Source organism: Pseudomonas sp. FYR_7, from assembly GCF_043106155.1.
In the GTDB taxonomy this organism is placed as follows: domain Bacteria; phylum Pseudomonadota; class Gammaproteobacteria; order Pseudomonadales; family Pseudomonadaceae; genus Aquipseudomonas; species Aquipseudomonas parafulva_B.
Map to the genome: position 1 here is coordinate 156113 of NZ_JBICMI010000023.1, position 25959 is coordinate 182071.

General features: G+C 61.4%; 25 protein-coding genes. 16 read left to right on the forward strand and 9 right to left on the reverse strand.

Annotated elements, in window-relative coordinates; genetic code table 11:
- Nucleotides 1-98 precede the first annotated feature (98 nt).
- From ACF8R3_RS06775 to ACF8R3_RS06785, 3 genes are all read left to right on the forward strand, one after another.
- Nucleotides 99-1697, forward strand: coding sequence for a histidine kinase famiy protein (locus ACF8R3_RS06775; protein ID WP_197844652.1), 1599 nt, complete (start codon nucleotides 99-101; stop codon nucleotides 1695-1697).
- 84 nt (nucleotides 1698-1781) lie between these two features.
- Nucleotides 1782-2036 (forward strand): hypothetical protein, encoded by a 255-nt coding sequence (locus ACF8R3_RS06780; protein WP_058637266.1) that lies wholly within the window; start codon nucleotides 1782-1784, stop codon nucleotides 2034-2036.
- A gap of 328 nt (nucleotides 2037-2364) precedes the next feature.
- Nucleotides 2365-3384, forward strand: coding sequence for an alginate lyase family protein (locus tag ACF8R3_RS06785; protein ID WP_256675164.1), 1020 nt, complete (start codon nucleotides 2365-2367; stop codon nucleotides 3382-3384).
- Nucleotides 3385-3822: 438 nt separating this feature from the next.
- On the opposite strand, the gene ACF8R3_RS06790 is transcribed toward ACF8R3_RS06785, so the two are convergent.
- Together ACF8R3_RS06790 and ACF8R3_RS06795 are read right to left on the reverse strand one after the other, a co-directional pair.
- Entirely contained in the window at nucleotides 3823-4230 is a 408-nt protein-coding gene (locus ACF8R3_RS06790) for a response regulator (protein WP_058637264.1), read from the reverse strand.
- Between the two features lie 161 nt (nucleotides 4231-4391).
- Nucleotides 4392-5087 carry a type 1 glutamine amidotransferase domain-containing protein gene (locus ACF8R3_RS06795; RefSeq protein ID WP_058637263.1) on the reverse strand — a complete coding sequence of 232 codons (696 nt, stop codon included), beginning with the start codon at nucleotides 5085-5087 and terminating at the stop codon, nucleotides 4392-4394.
- Nucleotides 5088-5316: 229 nt separating this feature from the next.
- Here ACF8R3_RS06795 and pstS point away from each other — a divergent pair, with 229 nt between their 5' ends.
- The 11 genes from pstS (at nucleotide 5317) to nahK (ending at nucleotide 18056) form a co-directional block, all read left to right on the forward strand.
- On the forward strand, nucleotides 5317-6348 hold the full coding sequence (gene pstS / locus ACF8R3_RS06800; protein ID WP_058637261.1) for a phosphate ABC transporter substrate-binding protein PstS: 1032 nt from the start codon (nucleotides 5317-5319) through the stop codon (nucleotides 6346-6348).
- Between the two features lie 65 nt (nucleotides 6349-6413).
- Nucleotides 6414-7379, forward strand: coding sequence for a phosphate ABC transporter permease subunit PstC (gene pstC, locus ACF8R3_RS06805; protein WP_100851324.1), 966 nt, complete (start codon nucleotides 6414-6416; stop codon nucleotides 7377-7379).
- Nucleotides 7379-8272, forward strand: a complete 894-nt coding sequence (gene pstA / locus ACF8R3_RS06810) for a phosphate ABC transporter permease PstA (RefSeq protein WP_058605232.1) — start codon at nucleotides 7379-7381, stop codon at nucleotides 8270-8272. The genes pstC and pstA overlap by 1 nt, the downstream gene beginning before the upstream one ends.
- A gap of 72 nt (nucleotides 8273-8344) precedes the next feature.
- Nucleotides 8345-9106, forward strand: a complete 762-nt coding sequence (gene pstB / locus ACF8R3_RS06815) for a phosphate ABC transporter ATP-binding protein PstB (RefSeq protein ID WP_042139286.1) — start codon at nucleotides 8345-8347, stop codon at nucleotides 9104-9106.
- 88 nt (nucleotides 9107-9194) lie between these two features.
- A complete protein-coding gene (locus ACF8R3_RS06820) occupies nucleotides 9195-9887 on the forward strand; it encodes a hypothetical protein (RefSeq protein WP_058637260.1) in 693 nt (230 codons plus the stop codon).
- The gene (locus ACF8R3_RS06825) at nucleotides 9884-10483 is read left to right on the forward strand and encodes a hypothetical protein (protein ID WP_058637259.1); all 600 of its coding nucleotides are present in this window, start codon (nucleotides 9884-9886) and stop codon (nucleotides 10481-10483) included. The genes ACF8R3_RS06820 and ACF8R3_RS06825 overlap by 4 nt, the downstream gene beginning before the upstream one ends.
- A gap of 259 nt (nucleotides 10484-10742) precedes the next feature.
- On the forward strand, nucleotides 10743-11933 hold the full coding sequence (locus ACF8R3_RS06830) for a porin (protein WP_326383922.1): 1191 nt from the start codon (nucleotides 10743-10745) through the stop codon (nucleotides 11931-11933).
- A gap of 298 nt (nucleotides 11934-12231) precedes the next feature.
- On the forward strand, nucleotides 12232-13548 hold the full coding sequence (locus ACF8R3_RS06835) for a type II toxin-antitoxin system HipA family toxin (protein WP_100851327.1): 1317 nt from the start codon (nucleotides 12232-12234) through the stop codon (nucleotides 13546-13548).
- Complete coding sequence (locus tag ACF8R3_RS06840; protein WP_392515301.1) at nucleotides 13545-13982, forward strand: helix-turn-helix domain-containing protein; 438 nt, start codon at nucleotides 13545-13547, stop codon at nucleotides 13980-13982. Before ACF8R3_RS06835 ends, ACF8R3_RS06840 begins: the two co-directional genes overlap by 4 nt.
- Before the next feature lie 326 nt (nucleotides 13983-14308).
- Nucleotides 14309-15472, forward strand: coding sequence for a nitric oxide-sensing protein NosP (nosP, locus tag ACF8R3_RS06845; protein WP_392515303.1), 1164 nt, complete (start codon nucleotides 14309-14311; stop codon nucleotides 15470-15472).
- Nucleotides 15402-18056, forward strand: a complete 2655-nt coding sequence (gene nahK, locus ACF8R3_RS06850; protein WP_392515305.1) for a hybrid sensor histidine kinase/response regulator NahK/ErcS' — start codon at nucleotides 15402-15404, stop codon at nucleotides 18054-18056. The genes nosP and nahK overlap by 71 nt, the downstream gene beginning before the upstream one ends.
- Here nahK and ACF8R3_RS06855 read toward each other — a convergent pair.
- From ACF8R3_RS06855 to ACF8R3_RS06880, 6 genes are all read right to left on the reverse strand, one after another.
- Nucleotides 18045-18707 (reverse strand): response regulator, encoded by a 663-nt coding sequence (locus ACF8R3_RS06855; protein ID WP_392515307.1) that lies wholly within the window; start codon nucleotides 18705-18707, stop codon nucleotides 18045-18047. The genes nahK and ACF8R3_RS06855 overlap by 12 nt on opposite strands.
- A 56-nt stretch (nucleotides 18708-18763) precedes the next feature.
- On the reverse strand, nucleotides 18764-19324 hold the full coding sequence (locus ACF8R3_RS06860) for a PQQ-dependent catabolism-associated CXXCW motif protein (protein WP_392474995.1): 561 nt from the start codon (nucleotides 19322-19324) through the stop codon (nucleotides 18764-18766).
- A 108-nt stretch (nucleotides 19325-19432) separates the two neighbouring features.
- Nucleotides 19433-20224, reverse strand: coding sequence for an ABC transporter permease (locus ACF8R3_RS06865; RefSeq protein WP_078478720.1), 792 nt, complete (start codon nucleotides 20222-20224; stop codon nucleotides 19433-19435).
- Complete coding sequence (locus tag ACF8R3_RS06870) at nucleotides 20224-20964, reverse strand: ABC transporter ATP-binding protein (RefSeq protein ID WP_392515309.1); 741 nt, start codon at nucleotides 20962-20964, stop codon at nucleotides 20224-20226. The genes ACF8R3_RS06865 and ACF8R3_RS06870 overlap by 1 nt, the downstream gene beginning before the upstream one ends.
- The gene (locus tag ACF8R3_RS06875; RefSeq protein ID WP_058637251.1) at nucleotides 20961-21950 is read right to left on the reverse strand and encodes a YVTN family beta-propeller repeat protein; all 990 of its coding nucleotides are present in this window, start codon (nucleotides 21948-21950) and stop codon (nucleotides 20961-20963) included. Before ACF8R3_RS06875 ends, ACF8R3_RS06870 begins: the two co-directional genes overlap by 4 nt.
- 29 nt (nucleotides 21951-21979) lie before the next feature.
- A complete protein-coding gene (locus ACF8R3_RS06880) occupies nucleotides 21980-23173 on the reverse strand; it encodes an ABC transporter substrate-binding protein (protein WP_392515311.1) in 1194 nt (397 codons plus the stop codon).
- A gap of 147 nt (nucleotides 23174-23320) precedes the next feature.
- Between ACF8R3_RS06880 and ACF8R3_RS06885 the strand changes: the two genes are divergently transcribed.
- Complete coding sequence (locus ACF8R3_RS06885) at nucleotides 23321-24604, forward strand: histidine kinase (RefSeq protein WP_058637249.1); 1284 nt, start codon at nucleotides 23321-23323, stop codon at nucleotides 24602-24604.
- Entirely contained in the window at nucleotides 24601-25239 is a 639-nt protein-coding gene (locus tag ACF8R3_RS06890) for a response regulator transcription factor (RefSeq protein ID WP_058605246.1), read from the forward strand. Before ACF8R3_RS06885 ends, ACF8R3_RS06890 begins: the two co-directional genes overlap by 4 nt.
- A 14-nt stretch (nucleotides 25240-25253) precedes the next feature.
- Here ACF8R3_RS06890 and ACF8R3_RS06895 read toward each other — a convergent pair whose 3' ends face one another.
- A complete protein-coding gene (locus tag ACF8R3_RS06895) occupies nucleotides 25254-25913 on the reverse strand; it encodes a pentapeptide repeat-containing protein (protein WP_392515313.1) in 660 nt (219 codons plus the stop codon).
- Between the last annotated feature and the right edge of the window lie 46 nt (nucleotides 25914-25959).

Sequence of the window (25959 nt, forward strand, 5' to 3'; positions counted from 1 at the left end):
ATAATAGTTTCGTAACGAGCCCAAGTAGGCGGAGCAATTTGCCGCTTGGCGTTGTCAAGAAGTGACCAGTTGCACCATTGCCCAACCAGGAGAGTCACGTGACGGACAAGAAGGCCCGCGTCAGCAATCAGGCGACCGGAGACATATCCAACCTGCCGCACGACATGTTTTTTGCTGCCGTGCAAACGACGCGCATGCCCATGATCGTGACCGATCCCAGCCGCGACGACAATCCTATCATCTTTGCCAATCGCGCGTTTCTGGAAATGACCGGCTATGAAGCCGGTGAGATCATTGGGCGAAATTGTCGTTTCCTGCAGGGCCCGGAAACCGAGCGGACAGTGGTCGACGCCATCCGTGAGGCGATCGAGAAGCGCGTGGACATCGCCACCGAAGTGCTCAATTACCGCAAGGACGGCTCCAGTTTCTGGAATGCGCTGTTCATCTCGCCGATTTTCAACGAGCGTGGCGACCTGATCTACTTCTTCGCCTCGCAGCTGGATGTCAGCCGTCGTCGCGATGCCGAGGATGCACTGCGTCAGGCGCAGAAGATGGAAGCCCTGGGTCAGCTGACAGGCGGCATCGCCCACGACTTCAATAACCTGCTGCAAGTGATGGGCGGCTACATGGGCCTGGTGGCCAGCGAGACCGACAAGGCGCAGCCTGACCTGAGCCGCATTCGCCGAAGCGTCGGGCACGCGCAAACGGCGGTCGATCGTGCCAGCACCCTCACCAAACAGTTGCTGGCCTTTGCCCGCAAGCAGAAATTGCACGGCCGGGTGCTTAATCTCAATCATCTGCTCGATGACGTGGTCCCTATCATCGAGCGCACCTTCGGTGCCGAGGTGACGGTCGAATACGACTTGGAAGATCACTTGCGCAACTGTCGTATCGACCCGACCCAGGCCGAAGTGGCGCTGTTGAACATCTTCATGAACGCCCGGGACGCCCTGATCGGCCGCAAACGACCCCATGTATTCATCGAAACGCGGAACGTGCATGTAAGCGACATCAATCTGTCCTTCGATGGCCTGTTGCCAGGCAGTTACGTGAGCATCTCCATTACCGACAATGGCATCGGCATGCCTGCCAGCATTCGAGACCGTGTCATGGACCCTTTCTTCACCACCAAGGAGGAGGGAAAGGGTTCAGGGCTAGGGCTGTCCATGGTGTACGGGTTCGCGCGTCAGTCCGGTGGTGCTGCCCGGATCTACACCGAAGAGGGCGAAGGCACCACGCTGCGCTTGTATTTCCCGGTGGACGAAGCCAGCCCGATTCAGGAAAAGCCCGTGAAGCTGGTTGAACGCAGTTCCGGCACCGAGAGGATTCTCATTGTCGAAGACCGCCCTGATGTCGCCGAGCTGGCCAAAATGGTGCTGGAAAACTATGGCTATGACGCCGACATGGTGCTCAACGCACGCGAAGCGCTAAAACTCATTGAAGCAGGTGAGCGCTATGACTTGTTGTTCACCGACCTGATCATGCCCGGGGGCATGAATGGGGTGATGCTGGCGCGCGAGGTGCGTCGTTTGCAGCCGCAGATCAAGGTGCTGCTCACGACCGGCTACGCGGAAAACTCGATTGAACGCACCGACATCGGCGGCTCTGAATTCGATGTGATTTCCAAGCCCTGCCAGCCCCATGATCTGGCACGCCGTGTGCGGCAGGTACTCGATGGTCATACGGGCATTGTGTGAGGCTGGCGCGGCTGAACACCAATCGAAGTGAACCATCGGTTACTCCCTGGGCTCGATTGAAAAAGCGAGCACAGGGAAACTGGCATGACGGCATTCATTGAGCAGCCTACCAATGACCTGATGCACCTGGAGGCAATCAACCGTTGGTTCTCGACCTTCGATGATCACGCGTTACGCAACGCCTGCCCCAGTGCCTACCGCGAGGAATTGCTAAGCCAAGCAGACGAGATGAGACGTCTCCAACTGATCGCTTGGCAGCAGTGGCGGGATCTTCGACAACTGGTTGACAGGTCATTGCAGCGAGCATCAAAAGGCTTCGGTCATTCAACAAATGGATGATTCGGTTCGCATGCAACATTCGCCCACTGCTTAAACAAGTATTTTTCGCACATGCCCTGCTAGAACATTCAGTCGCTCAAGCGCTTTGACCTGATAATTTTGTCAGTCGTGTAATTCAAGGCAACTTGCTAACGTCTAGCTCTGAGTTCTGAATGCAAGGGTTGGGCGCGGAATGCGAATCTACTGTAGTGTCGGGGCATGTTTGCTTTGCGCGTTCAGCGCAGGCGCGCAGGCGGATTTTAACTTTGTTCACCCTGGAATACTGACGTCCGAGGTGCAGTTGCGGTATGTGCGTGACCACAAGCATCTCGAGCCTTGGGCGACATCCATGCACGCTGCTTTGGCGTCACCGTTGGCTGACAGAAATTATCGGGCTAGGCCTTGGAGCATTGTTCACTGCGGTGCGTATTCTGTACCGGATTACGGGTGCTCGGACGAAATCCGGGATGCTCAGGCTGCCTACTTGCAAGCGCTGTTGTGGCGTTATACAGGGGACCCTGCATATGCCGAAAATGTACGGGAAATCTTCAAAGCCTGGACTGAAACGTTAGAGCAGCATACGGGCAATAACAGGCGCCTGCAAGCCTCATGGGCCGCTCAATTGTTTACCCGTGCAGCGGAGATCGTCAAGTATAGCTATGGGGGCTGGCCGCAGGTTGAAAAGGATGCTGTGACGAGAATGTTTAGGGAGCAATACCGACCGTATGCCAGCCAGATGTTTCTGCCTAGTACCGGTAATGACTTCAAAAACAACAGTAACTGGCAGGCCAGTGCTGTAGAAGCCTTGGTTAATATAGCAATCTTCACTAAGGATGAGCAGGGCTTCCATGAAGCACTCAGCAAGTGGAAATCATTGCTGGGCAGTTATATCTATCTGCCGTGGGACGGAGCGCGACCCTTGGACGCAGTGTGGTTTGGACGCTCTTATAACGAAGTCATGCAGAAATGGGGTAACCCCACCCGACTCATTAGCGGCATGCCGATGGAATTTTGTAGAGACTTGCCTCACTCAGGCTATGGTGTCGCAGCACTGATCAATGTTGCGGAGACGGCACGCATTCAAGGGGTTGATCTCTACCAAGAATACGCTACACGGTTGACACAAGGGATGGAAACATTATCCCGCTATAGCCTGGACCTTTACGAGCAGAACAGTGATTATCCACAGATATGCGGTAAACGCGTTGACGGATGGCCTCGGGGCACCCTCTTCATCGGGTACAATCAATACGCCATGCGCCTCGGAATGTCGCTACCCTATACGCTTGAATTTATCGAAAAGCATCCGACGTTTGCTGGCCATGTACATTATCAGTGGGAGCGGTTGACCCATTACGGCGTGCCCTAGTGGGGTGTTTCAAACGTGTCGCTGAAAAGCGTTCGCCTAGCGCCCGCGTTGATGTGCAGAGCAATGGACAGCAAAGTGATTCCATGCCGTTTGGAGTTTTGTGTTCTAGTTGCAGGGTTGTGTAGGACGGGGTGAGCCTGCTGTATGGTGTTCAGGGCTTGAAGCCGGCTCTTCTCATATACGCAACGCATCAACGCACTAGGCGCGTGGGGCGGGGGTAATTTCAGCCTAACGATGGGTGAGGCTTGTCGACAAACAGCGTATCAGTGAAGAGCTAGAAGACCTTTCCAGGTGGGCTTGATTCCAAACGCTTGCCAGTTAAACATGGCGCAGGCTGGAAGAATCGCGTGTCACGACTCATCCGCCGTGTACACCAGTGGCTGCAGTTGCCGGGTTTACTTTGCAGCATTTGACTGCTGCAAAAGCCTTGGAACTTAATCATGCCGCTGGCTGCGCCCGCAGCGACGTTGAACGCGCAAGCTGATCACTGATCACGCCAATGAAATGATCCAGGGTCCAGGGTTTGGGCAGGAACACGGCGCCAGAGGGTAGGGCGTGGCTTGAAGGGTCGTGATAACCACTCATGACCACGATGCGAGTGTCAGGCTGCGACTGGCCGACCTGATAGGCCAACTCCAGGCCGTTGACCGCGCCAGGGGTGCGGACATCGGTCAGGAGCATCGAAAATGCAGAGCGCGAGGTAATTTCCAGACCTTCTTGTGCTGTTTCCACGCTGGTTACCGCTACGCCCAGATCCTCAAGGGCGATGGCGATCAGCTCACGGATGATAGGTTCGTCCTCAACCAGCAGAACGGTTGGACAGCTGGGGAATTCGCACGTTTTCATGGCAATACTCTGGCTCTGCGCACGCTGAATAAAGGGAACATCCGATGTAGGCTTGCAGCCAGAGGTGCAAGCGATAGCTGTGCGCTACCGTTATGACCTCGGGCTGTAGCAAAAAATTCCGTTTCTGAGCAGTTGCCTTTTCACCAGCGCAGAAATAGGGGTCAGGCGCCGGGTTCCTGGGCTACCCGTTTCAGCAATGCCTTGGCAGTTGCCTCTGACGATGCCGGGTTCTGCCCTGTGATCAAATGCCCATCCTCGACCACATGGCTTGCCCAGTCCTCGGCCTTGGCGTAGTTCGCCCCATGGTCACGTAGCATATCTTCCACCAGAAACGGAACGACGTCGGTCAGGCCCACAGCTTGCTCTTCACTGTTAGTAAAGCCCGTGACCTTTTTGCCCTTTACGACAGGGTGACCGTCAGGCGCTTTGACGTTCTTCAGAACACCTGGGGCGTGGCATACCGCTGCGATGGGCTTGTTGGAGGCATAAAAGGCTTGCAACAGCACGATCGAGTCCTGGTTCTCGGCCAGATCCCACAGGGGGCCGTGGCCGCCTGGATAGAACACGGCGTCGAAATCATAGGGGTCGATTTCGCCAAGGGGTACGGTATCGGCCAGGGCAGCCTGGCCCTCGGTGTCTTTGGCGAAGCGTCGGGTGGCCTCGGTCTGGGCATCGTCTTCGTCACTTTTCGGGTCCAGCGGCGGCTGTCCGCCTTTTGGCGAGGCGAGCGTGACGTCGGCTCCGGCATCCACGAATGCGTAATAAGGTGCCGCGAACTCTTCCAGCCAGAAGCCGGTTTTCTTGCCGGTGTCACCCAGTTGATCGTGGGACGTCAACACCATCAGGATCTTCTTCATGCAGGTCTGTCCTCCAGCTCGGGATGTGCGGGCTGCTGCCCTGATAAAGGGTGTGAGTGCGGCAAACGGTCAGCGTTCCATGGAGGTGAGCGTCAGGCTTGCCGATGCTACGGTTCAACAGGGCGTAGGACATGGCCTGGCGTGGGTAAGGGCTCGCTGCCATGCGGCGGTCACAAAGCTGTAACACAGCTGATGCAAAGTGTGCCGGCCATCACACGGAGCGCTTTCAATGATACGCCTGATGAAGTCTGCTGCACTCGCCGTCGCGGTCTCCCTTTGCGCCACATCGGCTTCGATCGCCGCAGAAAACATTCGCCTGACCGGTTCCGGGGCCAGCTTCCCCGCACCTATCTACCTGACCTGGTTCAAGGACTTCAGCAAGAAATCCGAGGGTGTGACCGTCGACTACCAGTCCAAGGGCAGCGGCGCCGGGGTGCAGGATTTCCTGAACAGGACCGTTGACTTTGCTGCCAGCGACTCGGCCATGAGCGAGGCCGACATGGCCAAGGTGAGCGAGGGCGTGCAACTGCTGCCCATGACCGCCGGCGAGATCGTGCTGGCCTACAACCTGCCAGGCAACCCCAAAGGGCTCAAGCTGCCGCGCGAGGTGTACTCCAACATCTTCCTTGGCAAGATCACGCGCTGGAACGACCCCCAGATCGCAGCCGCCAACCCCGAGCTCAAGCTGCCCGACACCCCCATCACCGTCGTGGTGCGTGCCGACTCCAGCGGCACGACAGCGGTGTTCACCAAGCACCTGTCGGCCATCAATGCCGACTTCAAGCAAGAACTGGGTGAGGGCAATACCGTCAACTGGCCGGCTACTGACAAGTTCATCAAGTCACCGAAAAACGATGGCGTGACCGCCACCGTACGCCAGACCCCAGGCGCCATCGGCTACATCGAGTACGGTTTTGCCAAGCTGGCCAAGGTGGACTTCGCCCAATTGCAGAACAAGGCTGGGCAGTACGTGGTGCCCAATGCCGAAAGCGGCGCCGAGGCCCTGGCCGCCGTGAACATGCCGGAAAACCTGGTGGCCTGGCTGCCTGATCCGGACGGCGCCAAGTCCTACCCCATCACCTCCTACACCTGGATGATCTTCCGCAAGGACAATGGCAACCCCGCCAAGGCCAAGGCCATGCGCGAGATGGTCGAGTACAGCCTCACCGAAGGGCAGAAAATCGCCGACTCGATGGGCTACATCCCGCTGCCCCCCTCGGTGGTCGAGCAAGTGCGCAAAGCCTCCGCCAACATCAAGTGATACCGGCGTCCCCGGCGTGCGCCTGACACGCCGGGGGTGTCAGCACCCTGTCCCGGAACCTGCCAATGAACACACCTTTCGACCTACCGGATAACCCCGACTCCGCCTGCCGGCCGCCGTCTGCCAAGGACGTGCTGGTGGACCGCACCTTCCGTGCGCTGGCCCGCATTGGGGTTGTGCTGGTACTGGCACTGGTCTTCGCACTGGTTTACGAAGTGGGGCGCAAGGCCTTGCCGGGCATCGAGAAGCATGGCTTCGATGTGTTGTTGGGCAGCGTCTGGGACGTCAACCAAGGCAAGTACGGCATTCTTCCGGCCATCTGGGGGACGCTGTACAGCGCATTCATCGCCTTGCTGATCGCCGGTTTCTTCGGCGTCAGCATGGCCATCTTTCTGACCCAGGATTTCCTGCCGGCCAGGCTCGCGGCCGTCTTTCGCACCATTGTCGAGCTGCTGGCCGCTATCCCGAGCGTGGTGTACGGGCTGTGGGGCATCTATGTGGTGATTCCAGCCATACGGCCACTGACCACATGGCTCAACAGCGAGCTGGGCTGGATCCCGTTCTTTGGCACGTCCCTGAGCGGCCCGGGGTTGCTGCCGGCAGCCTTGGTGCTGGCGATCATGATTCTGCCGACCATCGCCGCCGTCTCCCAGGACGCGTTGACCAGTGTGCCGATGAAAACCAAGCAAGCCGCCTACGGCATGGGCACGACGCACTGGGAGGCGATTCTCAAGGTCATGGTGCCCTCGGCCGCGACCGGCATCTTTGGCTCGCTGGTGCTGGGCCTGGGCCGCGCCCTAGGGGAGACCATGGCCCTGGCGATGCTGGTGGGCAACGCCAACACCATCTCCCTGTCACTGTTCGCGCCGGCCAATACCCTGGCAGCGCTGCTGGCATTGAACTTCCCCGAAGCCGGGCCGAATGAGGTGCAAGTGCTGATGTACGCCGCCCTGGTGCTGATGTTCATCACCCTGCTGGTGAACGTATTGGGCTCGATGATCATGCTCTACGCGCAACGAGGTAACCGCTGATGACCGATCTCTCCACCCCAGTGGCCGCGCTGCCAAGCCTGCAGCGCAAGCTCGAAGGACGGGCGCTGCGCAGCGTACTGCTGACCACATTGGCCTGGCTCGCCGCGCTGGTGGCCAGCGTGCCCCTGATTTCGGTGTTGTACATGCTCATCACCCGTGGTGGCGCACGGCTGAACCTGGAAGTGTTTACCGAGCTGCCGCCAACTGGTTTCGAAATGGGGGGCGGCTTCGGCAACGCCATGGCCGGTACCCTGGTCATGGTCGGCATTGCAGCGGCCATCGCTGTGCCGGTGGGCATCCTGGCCGCCGTGTTCCTGGCCGAGCTTGGGCCTGACAGCAAGCTGGCCAACGCCGCACGTTTCGCCGCCAGGATGCTGACCGGCTTGCCGTCCATCCTGGCCGGCGTGTTCGCCTATGCCCTGGTGGTGATGACCACCGGAACCTACTCGGCGCCGGCAGGCGGCGTGGCGTTGGCCGTCCTGATGCTGCCAATCGTGGTCCTGACCGCCGAGGAAGCCATGAAGATGGTGCCCAAGATCATGAAGGACGCCGCCTACGGCATGGGTTGTACCCGGGCCCAGGTGATCTGGAAGATCGTGTTGCCCACCGGCCTGCCAGCCATCCTGACCGGCGTCATGCTGGCCGTGGCCCGGGCGGCCGGCGAAACCGCGCCGCTGCTGTTCACCGCGTTGTTCAGCAACTACTGGATCTACCACGATGGCAGCCTGGCGGTGATGAACCCGACCGCTTCGCTGGCGGTGCTGATCTACAACTTCTCCGGCATGCCGTTCGACAACCAGTTGGAGCTCGCCTGGGCGGCATCGCTGGTTCTGGTAATGATCGTGCTGGTTATCAACATTCTGAGCCGAGTATTCGGCAAGCCCAAGTACTGATAGGGAGCATTCGACGTGAACGTATCCACCGCCCAAAGAGCCGCTCCCCTGGCCAGCGAAACCCCCATCGTCATGGATTGCAAGCTGGACAAGATCTTCTACGGCAACTTCATGGCCGTGCGCGACAGCCACGTGCCGATCCGCAAGAACGAGATCACTGGCTTCATCGGCCCGTCCGGTTGTGGCAAAAGCACCGTGCTGCGCAGCCTCAACCGCATGAACGACCTGGTCAAGGGCTTTCGCTTCGAAGGCCATGTGCACTTTCTGGGGCAGGACGTCTACGGCAAAGGGGTCGATCCAGTCGTGGTGCGTCGCTACATCGGCATGGTGTTCCAGCAGCCCAACCCGTTCTCGATGAGCATTTTCGACAACGTGGCCTTCGGTCTGCGCCTGAACCGCTACAAAGGCGACATCGGCGACCGGGTCAAGCATGCCCTGCAAGGCGCCGCGTTATGGGATGAAGTGAAGGACAAGCTCAAGGTCAGTGGCCTGTCCCTGTCCGGTGGCCAGCAGCAGCGCTTGTGCATTGCCCGGGCCATCGCCACCGAGCCCGAAGTGTTGTTGCTCGATGAACCCTGTTCGGCCCTGGACCCGATCGCGACCCGGCGGGTGGAGGAGCTGATGGTGGAGTTGAAAAAGGATTACACCATTGCGCTGGTGACCCACAACATGCAGCAGGCCATTCGCGTGGCCGACACCACGGCGTTCTTTTCGGTCGACATTTCCCAAGGCACCCGCACGGGCTATCTGGTAGAGATGGGTCCCACTACCCAGATCTTCCAAGACCCTCGTGAACAGCTGACCGCCGACTACATCAGTGGCAAGTTCAGCTGACCCTCGCTTGAGAACGCCCGCGCGCCAGTGCCAGGACGGCCCAGGCCCGCGGCTGCCTTTACTCGAATACCGTACTCAGGGACATCCGATGCCAGCGACACCCCGCCTGGATCTCAATGCCGTCGAGCACGCCCTGCGCCAAGTGCAGGCGCATTTTGCCGAGCTCAGCCGCCACTTCACCGAGCCTCGCGACCCGTTCACGGACGAGGTGCTGTGCAACGTGCTGGAGGGCTACGCGCTGGTCGATCACTATGTGGCGCGCGGCATCGACCTGTTTCACCTGCAGCAGGTGAACCTGATGCTGGAAATCAATGCCACCGTGCTCTGTGGCAGCGACGCCGCCCGTCGCGAGGAGTTCGCCGCGCACCTGGCCGCTACCGAAGCCCATTTTTTCAACAACGTCGAAGGCGGCATCAAGGACTTGTACAACTGGTACTGCGGTTATGGCAGCGATTCGGTATGGAAGCGGGCTGCCGGTGTATACGTGCGCATCCTCAGCAAGCCGCAGCTGTTCATCGAAGGTAATAACCGTACCGGCTCGCTGATCGTCAGCTATCTGCTGATGCGCGCAGGCTTGCCGCCATTCGTGTTGTCGCTCGAGAACGCCGAAGGCTACTTCAATCCTTCGTCAGTCATCCGCAACTCGGCCAAGCATGGCGTCAAGGCGCTGTACGAGCTGCCCAAGATCAAGAAAAAGTACGCCGCGTTCCTGGAAGCCCATGCACCGGCGCCCGACACGTTTTTCCTGCCAACCCCCCTGCGCGAGAGGAGCCTTCGATGAGTCGCGGATCAGCCTGGCAGCGCTGCCGAGCGGTGCTCGACAGCGCTACACGTCAAGCCCAAGTGCGCATCTCGTTCGATATCGACGATACCTTGGCCTGCCTGCCCGAACACGCCGAAGCCGAGCCGAATCGGCTGCCGAGCTTCATCCACCGCTGGCTGGGCGAGCCCCTGCGCAGCGGTACCCGCGAACTGATCAGCGACCTGCGCCGCCAGGGTTGCAGCGTGTGGATCTACACATCCTCCGGACGCACGCCGGCCTATATCCGCCGCTGGTTGCTGCTGTACGGTATCCGTGTCGATGGCGTGGTCAACAGCGACCGCCACCAGCATATGCTGGGCCAGCGGGGGCTGGTCAATTCCCCGTCCAAGCTGCCTTCGGCGTTCGACATCGACCTGCATGTGGACGACTCCGACGGTGTACGGCTCGAGGGGCTCGAACATGGTTTTCGCGTGGTAGTGGTGTGCCCCCAGGACGACCAATGGACGCAGAAGGTCAAGCAAGCGGCTACCGATGTTCAGGCCATGCTGGCTTGGCAGCAACCTCATCGCTTTAGCACAGCACGTGCGCAGCGCGGATCGATGCTCGCTTCCTGACCCGCCAGAGGCCAGGCAGGCCACAGCTGGTAGGCGTTCCCATTCATACGCTTGGCTACCTGCCTGCCGGTCTTCGGTGTCCATCATTGATGCGTAAGCCCTAGGTCGCACGACCCGGCACAGCCCGTAGTGGTCCCAAACCACCGGGCCTTGCACGCCCTTCGCAAGCAGGCTCAAGACTGCGCCAAAGCAGCGTTTCTGAGCGCTACCCACCTTTCGATAATCGCCTCCGACACTCTGTCCCCGTTTGGAGCGCGCCATGCACAACAACAAAAACAAGTATCTGCCGCCTCAGTACCTGGCAGTTGCCATCGCCAGCCTCGCGGCTGTCAGCCTGAGCCCCTTGGCGCAGGCCGAGATCATGCTGTACGACCAGAATCAGACCACCTTTTCCACCGACGGCTATATCAACGCGTTCTACGTCAACAGCAAGGTCGACCGTGAAGGTGAACGATTCGACCGCCGCCAGTCCCGCGTGAAAATGGGTTTCCTGCCCAATTACCTGGGTTTCAACATGGGCAAGCAGGTCAACGACCTGAAGCTCGGTGCCCGTGCCTCGTTCTGGGTCACCATCAACGACAGCGAAAGCAACGGTACCGACACGGCCATCGATGTCCGGCAGTTCTACGGCACCGTAGCCAACCCCGAATGGGGCGAGGTGCTCATCGGCAAGGACTTCGGGCTGTTCGCCCGTTCGAACATCCTGCTGGACGAGTTGCTCGCCGGTTACGGCCAGGTCAGTGACACGTTGGGTCTTGTCGATGGCGGTGGGGTGTCGTTCGGCAACATCGGCAGCGGCTACCCATACCCGTTCCCGACCTCGCAGATCACCTACCGTACCCCGGTCATGGAGGGCCTGCGGATCGCCGTAGGGATCATGGACCCGGTCGACACCAACGACAGCAGCCCCACAGGCAAGGCCTACCAAAAGAACCCCCGCACCGAGTCCGAGATCACGTACCAGTTCGACCTGGCAGGCGCACAGATCTACAGCTGGCTAAACGGCAGCTACCAGACTTCCGACAACACCGATGATTCGGTGCGATCAGTCACTTCCAAGGGCCTTGGCTACGGCGTGCAGGCCAAGCTGGGCGGGCTGTCCCTGACCGGGTCCGGTTTCCAGGCCAAGGGCATCAACCCGTTCTTCACCAACAATGCTGGCGAGCCGGTGTTGCGCAACGTGGACAGCGATGGCTACCTGCTGCAAGCCTCTTACAAGGTGGGCAAGAACCGGGTTGCGCTTTCCTACGGCAAAACCAAGGACGACGGCAACGGCGCGGTAGGCAGCGGTGCCGATTATCAAACCCGCGGGGTGGCGCTGTTTCATGACATCAACGACAACCTCAAGCTGGTGGCCGAGTACAACCAGTTTTCCATTGAGGGCCATGACACCCGCGCGCAGAACGAAGACACCGATACCTTCGCCGTGGGTGCGGTGCTGACCTGGTAGCGATCTGGCGCAGGCCTGGCGTTCGGGCGGTATTCGAAACCTTCAGGGTCAGGCTCCTGATGGCAGGGCAGCGCCACGGCTCGAATGACGCTGGCGTGAATGACAACGTTGATGCTTCTTCGCATGCCGAACGCTTTCCAAGCGTTAGGACCGCTACTGCGTTCATCCGGCAAGCCGCTACAACCAGCAGTCCAGTACCGATTTAGGCGTGACTTACCCAATTAATCGGCATTTTATTGCTGATTTATGTCCTGCATATTATCCTAACCAGCATTACAGTGCTGATTAGGAGGTAGCCATGCCGCTTAGGCTCGTTATCCAAGCTTTTTATGAGGGTACCTGGACCGATGCGGCTACGCTCACGGTTGAGAACCCCGCCCATGTTGCTGAGGGTGCGAGCCTGGTTGCGTATGACGACGACTACATCATCGCAAACTTCGATCGCATGGAAGATCGTTGTGAGCGGGCGCTGAGCGTTAATCTCCCATTGAACTGGGAGCACCACCACGGTAAAGGCTATCCGGCATTTCTGTACGACATCATTCCCTCTGGCGCTGCCAAGAATGCTCTTGAATCGCGCTACGCGCGCTCCAAACCCGAAGGGATGGAAATGGGGTTATACCTCTTGAAGCGCTTCACGCCGGCCCCTGTTGGCCATCTGCGCATCAAGGAGTCGATAGAGGATCTGAAGCCGGGTCGACAAGAGGCTTTCGCGCGGCTTGAAGTCGTGAATAGGACGAATGAGTTTTTAGAGTACGCCTTTGAAACCGGTGCGGCGTTGGGTGGCGCTACCGGTGCCAACGGGCAAGCCCCCAAGCTGCTTATGACCCAAGCCCACGACGGTGCGCTGTACGCTGATGCAATGCTTGCCGATGATCAGGCGCGCCACCACTGGCTGATCAAGTTCGCGCGCAATAGAGGGAGCGAGCGCGATAACGATATCCTGCGCACAGAGTTTCACTATTACAACGCGGTGGCGGCGCTCGGACTTGATACGGTTCCCACTGAGGGCTTGATGCTCGAGGAGGCAGTCAAGCCCAGCCTGTGGATGCCGCGCTTTGATCGCCGAGTCGTGCACGGCGTAGTGGAGCGGGTGCCGCTTGAGTCGGTGTACTCAATCTGCGGCATTACCGGTTACGGACAGGTGATGGCCCATACTGAAGTCGTTCGCCGATTGGTGGAACTGTGGACTCACAACGGCCAGCGGGATGAGGTGGAGGACTTGGTGTTCGAGTACGCACGGCGCGATCTGCTCAATCGCATTCTGGGCAATACCGACAACCATGGCCGAAACATTTCCATCATCCGTGAAGGGGGAAAGTTTCGTTTGGCCCCGATCTATGATCTCGCACCAATGATCCTTGATGAAGAGGGCGTCACGCGAACGACGAAGTGGGCGGCCGAGCGCAAGGGCTCCTCAAACTGGAGGGACAATTGTGCTGAACTAGCCGGTTACACCGATCCCGATGTACTGCTGCAACGGTTGATGGATGCGGCTGATGGCTTCAGGGCGTTGCCCGATCTACTGACAGGCGTCCCTGAGTCGGTACGCAATGCAGCCCCGTTGCCGGTGAATGACCTGGACAAACGACTCGCGCAGTGGGGATTGAGATGAAAAAACTGAAGCCTGAGCAGCGTGCTCAGCTTGTGGAGGAAATTGCCCAGCGCAACGCCGCGGGGCTTGATTCGATCGGAACATCAATTCGTCGCCTGCGGCTCGAAGTGACCGGTCTGGACCAAGAGACCTTTGCCACAATGTGCAAGATGTCCACGAAAAGTTTGTATGAGCTCGAAAGTGGCAAATCGAACCCTAAACTCGGCACTGTGGAATCTGTACTGCGCCTGTTTGGGCTGCGGATGGGTATGGTGATCGGTACCAAAGCCAATCTCTCGCGTATGGCGATTAGCGATAATCCAAAAATAAAGGTAGGGCAGTCGACTGCAGCTGCCACTGACTGGGCGACTGATCCTTCGTCACTCAACCCTGTAAGCGCAGATGCGGGGCCGAAAAGAGGGAAAAGCCCTGCGGCAGTTAAGCGAGGCAGGTAGGTATCGCCAAGATCACCCGAACGCGGTGACTGGCAATCAGAGAGTGATTGGCGGTAAATGCAGAAGGTGCTCTGGAGGTCGCCGGGATCATTTCCTGATCACGAGTGGCGTTTGGTCAATGCAGCGCGCTGGGCTGGGCGCTTGGGCAGTGCAGCTACCCGATATTTCGGATCACCAGGGCCGCCACCCGCCTCCAGCAAGCGCGGCGTATGCCACTCGCTCACGACTACGCCCAACGAAGCGTGCACCCGCGACCCAAGTAGCATTCGAACCCCAGCCCACGCTTCGTACACTCAGCGCTCAGCCAGCCCTTGCCGGAGATCCCGATGCAGCAAGCACATAACGAGGGCGTGGTCAGCGCCATGTCCCAGGCCAGCGATGCACGCGTGGCGGCTCAAGAGCTGGCGCGGCAACTGCTGCATCCGCATTTGGGCTTCGTACTGTTCTTCTGCACCGCCGAGTACGACCTGCAGGCCCTGGGCCAGGCCCTTGAACAAGGCTTCGGCGGCATACCGCTGGTAGGTTGTACCAGCGCGGGGGAGATTACGCCGCTGGGCTATGGGCGCAGTTGTGTGACGGCCATGGGCTTTGATCATCGGCATTTTTCCATCGCCACCGAACTGATCGACGAAATGGAGCGTTTCAGCCTGATCGACGCCCAGCAGATGGTCGAACGACTGGTCGGCAGCTGCCGTGGGAATGCCCTGGCCCAAATCAAGGGGCACAGCTTTGCATTGACCTTGCTCGATGGCTTGTCCAGCCGTGAAGAAACGGTGCTGGCGGCCCTGAGCGCAGCGTTGGGCGATATCCCGCATTTTGGTGGCTCGGCCGGGGACGACAACTACCTGACCCAGACCCACGTCTTCTACGGCGGGGCGTTTCACCATGGTGCTGCCGTGGTGGTGCTGGTCAATACCTGGCTGGACTTCGAAGTGTTCACCACCCACCACCTTGAGCCGCGGCAGGAAAAACTGGTGGTCACCGGCGCTGACAGCGCCCAGCGGCGGGTCTATGAACTCAATGCCGAGCCTGCCGCCGAAGAATATGCACGCCATATCGGGGTGCCGGTCAGCGCCCTGGACCACAGGCTGTTTGCCGCTCACCCGCTGGCCGTGCGCATGCACGATCGGTACTACGTGCGGGCCATCCAGCAGGTGCATGCCGACCTGAGCCTGAGCTTTTACTGTGCGGTAGAGAACGGCATCGTGCTCACGCCCATGACGCCTGGCCCGTTGCTGCCGAACTTGCAGGATTTGTTTGATGGCCTGCAGCAGCGCCTGGGGCCGCTGTTGCTCACCATCGGTTGCGACTGCTTTCTGCGCCGCCTGGAGCTTGAGACCCAGCAAGGTCTTGAGGCAGTGGGTGATTTTCTGCGTGAGCAGCGGGTGATGGGCTTCAACACCTATGGAGAACAGTTCAATGGCATGCACATCAACCAGACCTTCACCGGGGTCGCCATTGCCCGCAACCGAACCCGCCCCGGCCAGTGAGGTGCAGGCCGAACTGGCGCAACTTCGCTACGAAAACCGTAAGCTGCAGCGGATCAACGCCGCGCTGATCGAGCGCATCGAGTCGGGGGTGACGCGAGGCAGCGACCCCTATGCGGCGTTCCAGCATTCGGTGGTGCTGGCCGAGCAGGTGCGCGAGCGCACTGACGCGTTGAACCAGGCCATGGCCGAACTCAAGGCGGGCAACCAGCTGCTCAGCGAGGCGCGTCTGCGCGCCGAAACCGCGCACCAGCACCTGATCGATGCCATCGAAAGTATCTCCGACGCATTCATCCTGTTCGACCGAAACCTGCGCATGGTGCTGTGCAACAGCCGCTTCAAGGCCTTCTGGGAAAATCGCCGCGTGCGCATCATTCCCGGGATGCGCCTGGCCGAAGTGCGCAGGCTGATGACCAGCAGCGGGTTGTTCAGCGAGGAGCCGCGCAGCCCGACCGACGAACACCTGTTGTACCGACAGCACAACGGCCGCTGGCTGCAGGTCAATGAGCGGCCCACCTGCGAGGGTGGCCGGGTGATCCTGTTCACCGACATCACCGAGGTCAAACTCAGCGAAACCCTGCGCCGGGAACAGGCTGTGGCGCAGAAATCGCACCTGTTGCAGCGGGCGGTGGACAATTTGTCCCAGGGCGTGGCCATGGTCAACGCGGACGGTGTGCTGGAGTTGTGGAACCGCCGGTTCCTGGAGCTGAGCGGGCTGGCTCCGGTTGCCGCCCACCGTCCCTTCGCCGACGTGATCGCCGACAGCGAGCTGCGCTTGCTCACCCCCGAAAGCCGCGACGACAGCGGGCGTGTCGTGCACGAGTGCGAGCAACGCCTGTTCGACGGGCGCATGCTGGAGATCCGCACGCATCCACTGCCCACTGGCGGATTCGTCAACACCTTTACCGACATCACCGAACGCTACCTGCATGCCGAGGCCCTGAGCGAAAGCGAGCGCTGGATTCGCTTGATCACGGACCATGTGCCGGCGCTGATCGCTTACCTGAACGCCGACCTGGTGTATGAGTTCACCAACAAGGTCTATGAGCAGTGGTACTGCTGGCCCAGTGGGCTGATGCTGGGCCAGAGCCTGCGCCAGGCCCATAGCGAACAGCACTACCAGCGCCTGGAAGCCTACGTGGCGCAGGCGCTGGCAGGGGAGAGCGTTACGTTCGAATTCCCGGAAACCAACATCAGCGGACAGGAGCGCCACATGCTGCGCTCCTATGTGCCAAACCGGCTGGCCTCTGGCGAGGTGGTGGGTATCTTCGTGTTGATCCGTGACATCACCGAACGGCGCAACACCGCCCAGGCGTTGCACCAGGCTTATCAGCACCTGGAGCTGCGGGTCAGGGAACGTACGGCCGAGTTGACCAGCCTCAACGAACAATTGCTGAGGGAAATCGAGGAGCGGCGACGTGCCGAGGCGCGCTTGCGCGAGGCCAAGCATGAGGCTGACCAGGCCAACCTGTCCAAGACCAAGTTCCTCGCCGCGGTCAGCCATGACCTGCTGCAGCCCCTGAACGCGGCGCGCTTGTTCACCAGCGCCTTGCTCGAGCGCCGTGATCCGCAGGCCAGTGCACAGCTGGTGCGTAACGTCAGCAACTCCCTGGAAGACGTCGAGAACCTGCTGGGAACGCTGGTGGACATCTCAAAGCTCGATGCCGGTGTCATCACGGCCGACGTGGCACCCTTCGCCCTGGCGGAGCTGATGGACAACCTGGCAGCAGAATATGCCCAGGTTGCCCGCAGCGAAGGGCTGGCCCTGCACTTCATAGGCTGCTCGGTCGTGGTGCGCAGCGATATCCAACTGCTGGCGCGCATTCTGCGCAACCTGCTCAGCAACGCCATTCGCTACACCCCAAGCGGACGCGTGGTGCTGGGCTGTCGCCGCCAGCCGGGTCGCGTGCGCATCGAGGTGTGGGACACCGGTATCGGCATCGCCGAGGAGCACCTGGAGGAAATGTTCCAGGAATTCAAGCGTGGCGCCGTGCAGCGGCCGGATCAGGACCGCGGCCTGGGCCTGGGGCTTGCCATCGTCGAGAAGATTGCGGGCATCCTCGGCCACCGTATTGCCGTGCGCTCCCGGCCCGGCAAGGGGTCGGTATTCAGTGTGGAAGTGCCATTGAGCACCACCGCCCCGATTGCCAGGGCCCAGCATGCCGTGTGCGAGTCGATGCTCGAGTGCCTGCGCGGGGCCCGGGTGTGGGTGCTGGACAATGACGCTGCCATCTGTGCCGGCATGCGCACGTTGCTAGAAGGCTGGGGCTGTTGCGTGATCACGGCACTGTCGGAGCAGGACCTGGCCCGTCAGGTGGACAACTACCACGCCGATGCCGACCTGCTGATTGCCGACTATCACCTCGACGACGATTGCAATGGGGTCGATGCCGTTGCACGCATCAACGCCCGCCGCGCCAAGGCGCTGCCAGCGCTGATGATCACCGCCAACTACAGCAACGAACTCAAGCAGCAGATCCGCGAGCGAGGCCATACGCTGATGCACAAGCCCGTACGACCCATGAAGCTCAAGACTGCCATGAGCCACTTGCTGGCCACCCGGGTCCCCAAGGGATCAGCGTCGTAGGTAGTCAGCGAAGTCGATGTCGCTGGCACTGAGGATGGCCTGCACCCGGTTGTGCACGTTCAGCTTGCGCAGGATGGCCGAGACGTGGGCCTTGACCGTGGTTTCGGCGATGTCCAAGGCATAGGCGATCTGTTTGTTCGATTCGCCCTTGGTCATGCGCTCGAGCACCAGCAACTGCTTGCGGGTCAGGGCCTGGAGCATTTCCGGCGGAAAACTTGGGGCATCGCTCAAGCGGCGGCTACTGCTTTTCTGCGCGCGGATGATATCCGGCGGCAGGTACACATTGCCGTTGAGGATCTGCTCGATCGCTTCGATCATCTGCGCGCGCGGCGAGGACTTGGTGATGAAGCCCACCGCGCCATAAGTGATGGCTTGCAGCACGATCTGCTTTTCCTGCTCGGCCGAGACGATCACCACCGGGGTGGTGGGCGCTTCGTTGCGCAAGGTGATGAGCCCATTGAGGCCATGCATGCCCGGCATGTTCAGGTCGAGCAGAATCAGGTCCAGGTCGTCATGGTCCTTGGTCAGCGTCAGCGCGCTGTCAAGGTCAGCGGTTTCCATGATTTCACTGCCCTGGAACCCGTCGCTGATGACGTTGTGGATCGCTTCGCGAAACAGCGGGTGATCGTCGGCGATCAAGATTTTGTACATGGCCTATTCACCTTGTTCTTGTTTGAATGATTGAGCGAGCAGGGGCAAGGGCCCGGTCAGGGAAACGGCGCTGGCTGGGCCGCCTGCACGGGCAGGTTGGCCTGCTGCCAGGCGTCGAGCCCGTCGCGGTACCAGTAGAGGTTGGTGTAGCCCAGGTGTGCTGCGCGTTTTACCGCGTTCCAGCTCAACCAGCAATCGGCCCGGCAGTAGAAAACGACGGGGTACTGAGGCTCGCCCCCTGTGGCCAGACGCAGGTGATGCTCGAAGTAACGTTGCCAGTCTGGGCTGAGCACGCCGTCCCCGGTGTTGGGCAGCCACAGGCTACCGGGCAGGTTGGCATGGGGTTCATCTTCGATGAAGCGTTCATGCAGCCACTGACGGCGGTAAACGTCAATCAGGACAGGCGCCGGATGGCCCCGCATCATCGCCTGCAGTGCGGCAGTGTCTATCACCCTGCCACCTTCGACCTGCGGTGGGGTCGGGCTGCGGTACAGCGTGGCGCGGTAGCCATCTGGCGTGAACGTCGGTGGGGTGTCGGCCAGGGCATGGCCCAGCAGAAGGCTCAGCGAGGCGGCGGCCAGCAAACGCAGGGGCAGCCTTTGGAGGGCACGTGGCATGGTCTGTTCCTTCTTGTTATAGGCGCATTACATGCCAGTGCCGTGGCTTTGTGAATGCGACCATAGACACCCTGGGCAGTACCAAAGTAGTAGAGGCGAGGGCCTGGCTCACCGTGGCTTGCGCAGGGCGGCGTGCTGCGGGTTGAAGGTGACGATGGCCAGCAGCGTAAACAGCACGCTCAGCGCCAGGCATACCGCCAGCGCCAGCAGGTTCAGCCGCTCGTAGAGCGCAAAGCGCACCAGCTCGACCGCATGGGTGAACGGGTTGACCGCGCACAGCCAGTACAGCCACTGGCTGGCCTCCTGCATTTTCCACAGCGGATAAAGCGCCGACGACAGAAAGAACAGAGGGAAGATCACGAAATTCATCACCCCGGCAAAATTCTCCAGCTGGCGGATGGCATTGGACAGCAGCAGTCCCAATGCACTGAGCATGAACCCCACCAGCAGCACTGCGGGCAGGGCCAGCCCCAGGCCGCCGACCGGGGGCTCAATGCCGTACAGCCAGGCGATGACGAGGAAGATGTACACCTGCAACACGGAGATCAGCGACGTCGCCATAAGCTTGCTGCACAACAGGAACGTCCTGGGCAGCGGGCTGGTCAGCAGCACCCGCATGCTGCCCATCTCCCGGTCGTAGACCATCGATAGCGAACCCTGCATGCCATTGAACAGCAGGATCATGCAGGCCAGCCCCGGCACGATGTAGACCTCGTAGGGAATGTAGCTGTCGTAAGGCTCGATGATGGCGATGCCCAGTGCCGCACGAAACCCGGCAGCGAATACCACCAGCCACAGCAAAGGGCGCACCAGTGCGCTCAACAGGCGCGTGCGCTGGCGCACGAAGCGCAGGGCTTCACGCATGAGGATGCCGCTGAAGCAGTACCAGTAGGCGTTCATCAGGTGGGTGCTCCGGTCATGTCCCGCGTGTGATGGGCGAACGTGCGGCCCAGGTCGCCGTCGTGGGGCTGCATCATGGCTTCGGCAGGCCCACTTGCCACCACCCGACCCTGGTGCAGGATGACCAAGTCATCGGCCGGTTGCACTTCATCGAGCAGGTGAGTGGTCCACAGCACGCTCAAGGGCTGATCGCTAAGGCACAAGTCACGCACGTGCTGGCTGAGCGCCTGCCGGCTGGCCGGGTCCAGGCCAACGCTGGCTTCGTCGAGCAGCAACAGGCGGGGCCCGTGCAGCAAGGCCCGGGCAATTTCGACGCGGCGCCTGTGCCCGGCATTGAGTTCGCGCACAGGGTCACGACGCCGCTCCCCCAGCCCTTGGCGGGCCAGCTCGGCGTCCACGCGGCGCTGGGCTTCCCGTCGGGGCAGGCCATGCAGCGCCGCGTGATAGCGCAGGTTCTGCTCCACGCCAAGGTCCAGGTCCAGCGTGCTCTGCTGAAACACGACGCCCAACTGGCCCAGGGCCGCCCGCGGCTGGTGGCGCAGCGAACAGCCCAATACTTGGATATCGCCGTGCTGCAAGTCATACAGGCAGGTCATCAAGGCAATCAGGGTCGACTTGCCGGCGCCATTGGGCCCCAGCAAGGCGGTAAAGTGGCCCGGCGCCAGGTTGAAGGTCACGTCCCTGAGCGCTGCGCGCTGACCGTAGGCGAAACTGACCCCCGTTACGTGCAGTGCGTTCATGGCGTGACCACCACACCCCATGGGTAGCGGCCGACCTTGATCGACTTGAGCACCTTGAGGCTGGCCACGTCGATCACCGACACGTCGCCGCTCACGCCATTGGTGGCCAGCAGCTGCTGCTGGTCAGGGGTGAAGGCCAGCTGCCAGACGCGGCGCCCCACCAGCAGGTAGTCCAGCACCTCGAATGTCCTGGCATCGACCACCGCCACATGATTGGCCGGGCCCAGCGCCACGAACGCGTACTTGCCATCGGCGCTGAGCTTGACGCCCACCGGCTGGACTTTGTCAGGGTGCACACCCTTGATGGCGAAGTTCAGGGTCTTGAGGACCTGGCGCGAAGCCACGTCCAGGATGGTGACGGTCCCGCCAATTTCTGCCGACGCCCACAGGTGTTTGCCGTCCTGGCTGAATTCCACGAAACGCGGGCGCTGGTCCACCGGCGTGCTGTCGGCCAGGGTCTGGGTCTGGGTGTCGATCCAGTGCAGCATGTTGGTGGTTTCGCTGGTATTGACCGCCCATTTGCCATCCGGGCTCACGGCCATGCCCTCAGGTTCGATGCCCACCTCCACCTGGGCCAGTACCGTGTCGGTCACGGTATCAATGACCGTGACCAGGGCATCGTCTTCGTTGGACACGTACAGCCAACGGTCATTGGGATGCAGGGCGAACTGCTCGGGGTCTTTGCCTGAGGGCAGTTCCTTGACGAGAGTACGGCTGGCCACGTCCATCACCTGCACCCGATCCGAATCGCTGGCGCAGATGTACAGCAGCTTGTTGTCGTGTGACAGCAGCAGGCCGCGCGGGCGTTGGCCGACGGGCAGGGTGTCGGTTACCGTCAAGGTCTGCAGGTCGATCAGGCTCAGGGTGTTGTCCTTCTCGTTGGACACCCAGGCGGTGGCGGCCAGGGTAGGCTCGCAGGCCACGGCTAACACGGCCGGCAGCAAACTGGCGCACAGCAGGCTGCGTGATGAGGGGAGGCGGCGCATGGCAGATTCCTTGTTATTGTTTGGGCGTGTCAGGGGTACGTACAGGTCACGTCGGCCTTGTCGAACCCCAGGCTGTCCATCTCATTGGAAGGGTGCAGGAAGCCTTCCTGCGGTGAGGTGCTGACCAGGGCCCTGGGCTGCACCAGGGGGATGGGTTGGCGCAGCTCGCCATTCCAGGGCCTGTAGCTGAGCTTGCGCCCCTTGAAGCCATCGAGTGGCAATTGTTCGCTGACAAGCAGCTGCTGCAAGGCTTCGGGCCTGGCTTCACCCAGCTTGCTGACCGCCGTAGCGATGCTGCGCACGGCCATCCAGGCTGCGAAGTCACGGTCGTTCATCCAGCGGCCGGCCTGCGCTTGGAAACGTTTTTGCAATTGCGCGGCGCCGAACGTTTCCACGGTCATGTGCCAGCCAGTGGGCGTCAAGCCCTGAGTGCCGGCGACCGGGCGGGGTAACCAGGTCTGGTAGGGCACGTATTCGCCGAAGTCGCCACGTTCATCAGCCACCAGCACCACGTCGTATTCGCGCGCCTGGGTGAACAGCGGCATGTCGGCCTGGGCGCTGCGGCGCTGGTCGTTGTCGAACGTCCAGCGTTTCTCGGCCACCAGGTGCAGGCCAAAGCGCTTCGCCGCGCGGCGCAGTGCGGCGGCGTAGGCTTCATCGTCCGGGGTCTGCCCGACGATCAGCAAGCCGCGCTGCCATTTGCGCAGCACCAGAAACTGCACCAGCGCATCGGCCAGCATCGCCCGCCCAGGCAGGGCGTGCAGCACATTGCCCAGGCACTGCGTGCTGCGTACGGCGTCATCCGGGCTGCCGGCATTGAACAGCAGGCTGTCGGGCAGGGCCACAGACAAGGCCCGCAGGCTGGCGACCGGCGCATTGACGACGAACAACCGAACGCCTTCCCCATGCTGGGCCTGGGCGGCATGCAGCAGTTGCTCGGCAGAGTCGACACGGGCGCTGACCAGCTCGAACTGCTGCTTGAGAAACCGCCCGGTGCTGTTGCTGTCGGCAATGGCCAGTTGCGCCCCTTGCAGGCCGGCATCGTCCGGTTCAGGCAGGATGTTGGACAACAGCGGCCCGCTGTCAGGACGATAGCCCAGGTAGCCGATGCGGATGTACAACGCGCTCGCAGCCCGGGTGTCAGCCTGCTGGTCTTGCGCCCAAACCGTCGGCGCGAGCAAGGTCAGCAGGCAGGTCAGGACAAGGTGGGCAGGCTGGCGCATATCGCACTCCACGGCAGATGGCGCCAGCATAGAAAGCCTGCCGGGGCCGGGGAATATGCAGAAAGTAGCGCCCAGCCGCTACCAAGGTAGTAGCCGATGCGCCCGCGCCGGGCCCTAGGATGACAGCAGTTACCCTGGAGTCCGGTCATGCTCGCTGCCAATCTGTCTGCCCTATGGCGTATCAACCTGTGGGTCACCGGCTGTTTCGCGGTGTTGACCCTAGCCTGTGCGGGGGTCGTGCTGCATCAGGCATCAGCCGATGTGAAACGGGAGTTGCAGTCGGCCGAAGCGGTGATGGCGTACATGGCCCAAGCCGCCAGCCACAATCCGGCGAGCCTGGAACCTACGCTGACCGAGCACCTGCGCCACGTGCGCGTGCAGTGGCTGGTCCCTGGCGAGGTTGAAAAAGCGTCGGTGCCGTCCGCGGCCGGGCTCGATGGCTGGTTGGGCGCGGTGCTGGCAGGCAAGTACTACGACAGCACGCGCCTGCTGGCCCTCGATGACGGCCGGCGCGTCGCGCTGAGCGTGGACGCCCGCGATGAGGTGGACGAAGTCTGGGATTCGCTGCAACAGTTGCTGGCGGTCTGTGTTGTCGCGTTGACCCTGAGCCTGCTGTCCATCAGTTGGGCCGTGCGGCGCGGGCTGCGGCTGCTGGCCGCGCTGCTGTGTGCATTGCGTCAGGTGTCGGGAGGTCAGCTGGACGTGCGCCTGCAAGAGACCGGTGGCCCGGAAGCGCGCCAGTTGGCCGGGCACTTCAACCAGATGGCTGCGGCGATCGAGCAGGCCCAGGCCGACAACCGGCAACTGACTGGCGCTTTGCTGGCGGTTCAGGAGCAGGAGCGGACCAGACTGGCTCAGGCGTTGCACGACGACCTGGGCCAGTACGTGGCCGGCATCCGCGCCCAGGTGTGCCTGTTGCAATTGTGTGCCCACCAGCCTGAGCAGGTGCGGCAAACCACCCAGACGCTGGAAAGCAATTGCGCAGGCTTGCAGTTCGGTTTCCGCGCCTTGGTACGGGACTTGTATCCGGTTGCGCTGCAGCACCTGCCCATGGCGGAGGCGCTCAACCAGTTGGTGAGCCAATGGCGTGCCAGCCAGGCCATCGAGTGCCAGTTGCTGGTCGGCGCCCAGTTGCCGGCGCTGTCACCCACTCGACGCACGCATCTGTACCGGTTGTTGCAGGAAGCGCTGACCAACGTCGCCCGTCATGCCCGCGCCCGTCAGGTGCGGATACGCCTGCAACGCGGCGCCAACGGGCTGCGCCTGCTGGTTCGCGACGATGGCTGTGGTGCCAGCCAGCCTGGGCGCCCAGGGGTAGGCCTGCATTCGATGGCCGAGCGCGCCCGCAGCCTGGGCGGTGAATTGCGCATACTCAGCCATCCCGGTGCCGGGTGGGCACTGGCCCTGACGATCCCTTTGGAGGTGTCATGAATATCGTGCTGGTCGACGATCACGCCGTGGTCCGCCAGGGCTACGCCAGCCTGTTGCGCGCCGTGTTGCCAGCGATGCAGGTGCGCGAGGCTGCCAGCGGTGAAGAAGCCCTGGCCCGGGTGCAGGAGCAGGTACCGAACCTGGTGATCATGGACTTCGGCCTGCCCGGCATCAGTGGGTTGGAAACCACCCGACGCCTGCGCCAGCGCCTGCCGCAGTTGCGGGTGCTGTTCTTCAGCATGCATGACGAGCTGCCACTGGTGCGCCAGGCGCTGGACGCCGGCGCCGCCGGCTACCTGACCAAGAACTCAGCCCCACAAGTGTTGGTCGAGGCCGTACAGCGCGTGCTTGCCGGGCACGCCTACATCGAGCAGGGGCTGGCCACGCAGCTGGCCTGCAGCACGACGCACGATGCCTGTGATCCCAGGCTGCAACGCCTGACCCAGCGTGAACTGGAAATCTTCGTGATGCTGGTTCGTGGCACACCAGCCCGGTCGATCGCCGAGCAGCTGTGCATCAGCGCAAAGACCGTCTCCAATCACCTGACCACGCTCAAGAGCAAACTGCAGGTCGGCTCCCATGCTGAACTGGTGCACGTGGGTATCGACCTAGGTCTGGTACGTGTAGCGGGGTAGCCAAGTTCTGCAGGTCAATGTTCCCAAGTGGCTGGGCAGCCGGTGCAGCCTTGCATGTTGGCGTCCTGGAAGTTGCCGTAGTGAAGGCGCGCGCCCTCCAGATGGGCTTGTTCGAGGTTGCTCTGGCCGAGCTTGGCTTCCTGGAGGTTGGCGTCATTGAGCTGAGCGCCGCGCAAGTCGGTCTTGTTCAGCCAGGCCATTTCCAGGTCGGCAGCCTGCAAGTTGACCTGCTGCATCCTGGCACCGGAGAGCCGGGCGAATTGCAGGTAGGCGGCGCTAAGGTCGGCGTTGGCGAACTGGGCGCCCTGGGCGAACAGCCCCCAGCCCTGGATGGCCATCAGCCGTGCGCCGCTTAGGTTGGCCAGGCGCAGGTTGCTTTGCTGCAGGCTGGCGCGGGTCAGGTTGGCGCCCTGCAATCGGGCCTTTTCGAGGTTGGCCAGGTCCAGCCGGGCGTGGCGCAGGTCGGCATCGCGCAGGTCGGCGCCGGCCAGGTTCATCTTGCGCAGGTCCTGGTTGGCCAGTTTGGCGCCCCGCAGGTCGGCGCCGGGGCATTGGCTGGCTTCGGCAATCACGCAGCCGTTGATGCTCAACGGCGTGTCGCTGTCGTCGATGTCAGTGGCCAGCGCCATCGCGGGTGTGACGGCCAGCAACAAGGCCAGGGGTAGAAAAGTCATGATCGAGCTCTCTGGGCAGACGGAAAAGGGCAGGGCGCAGCCAGAC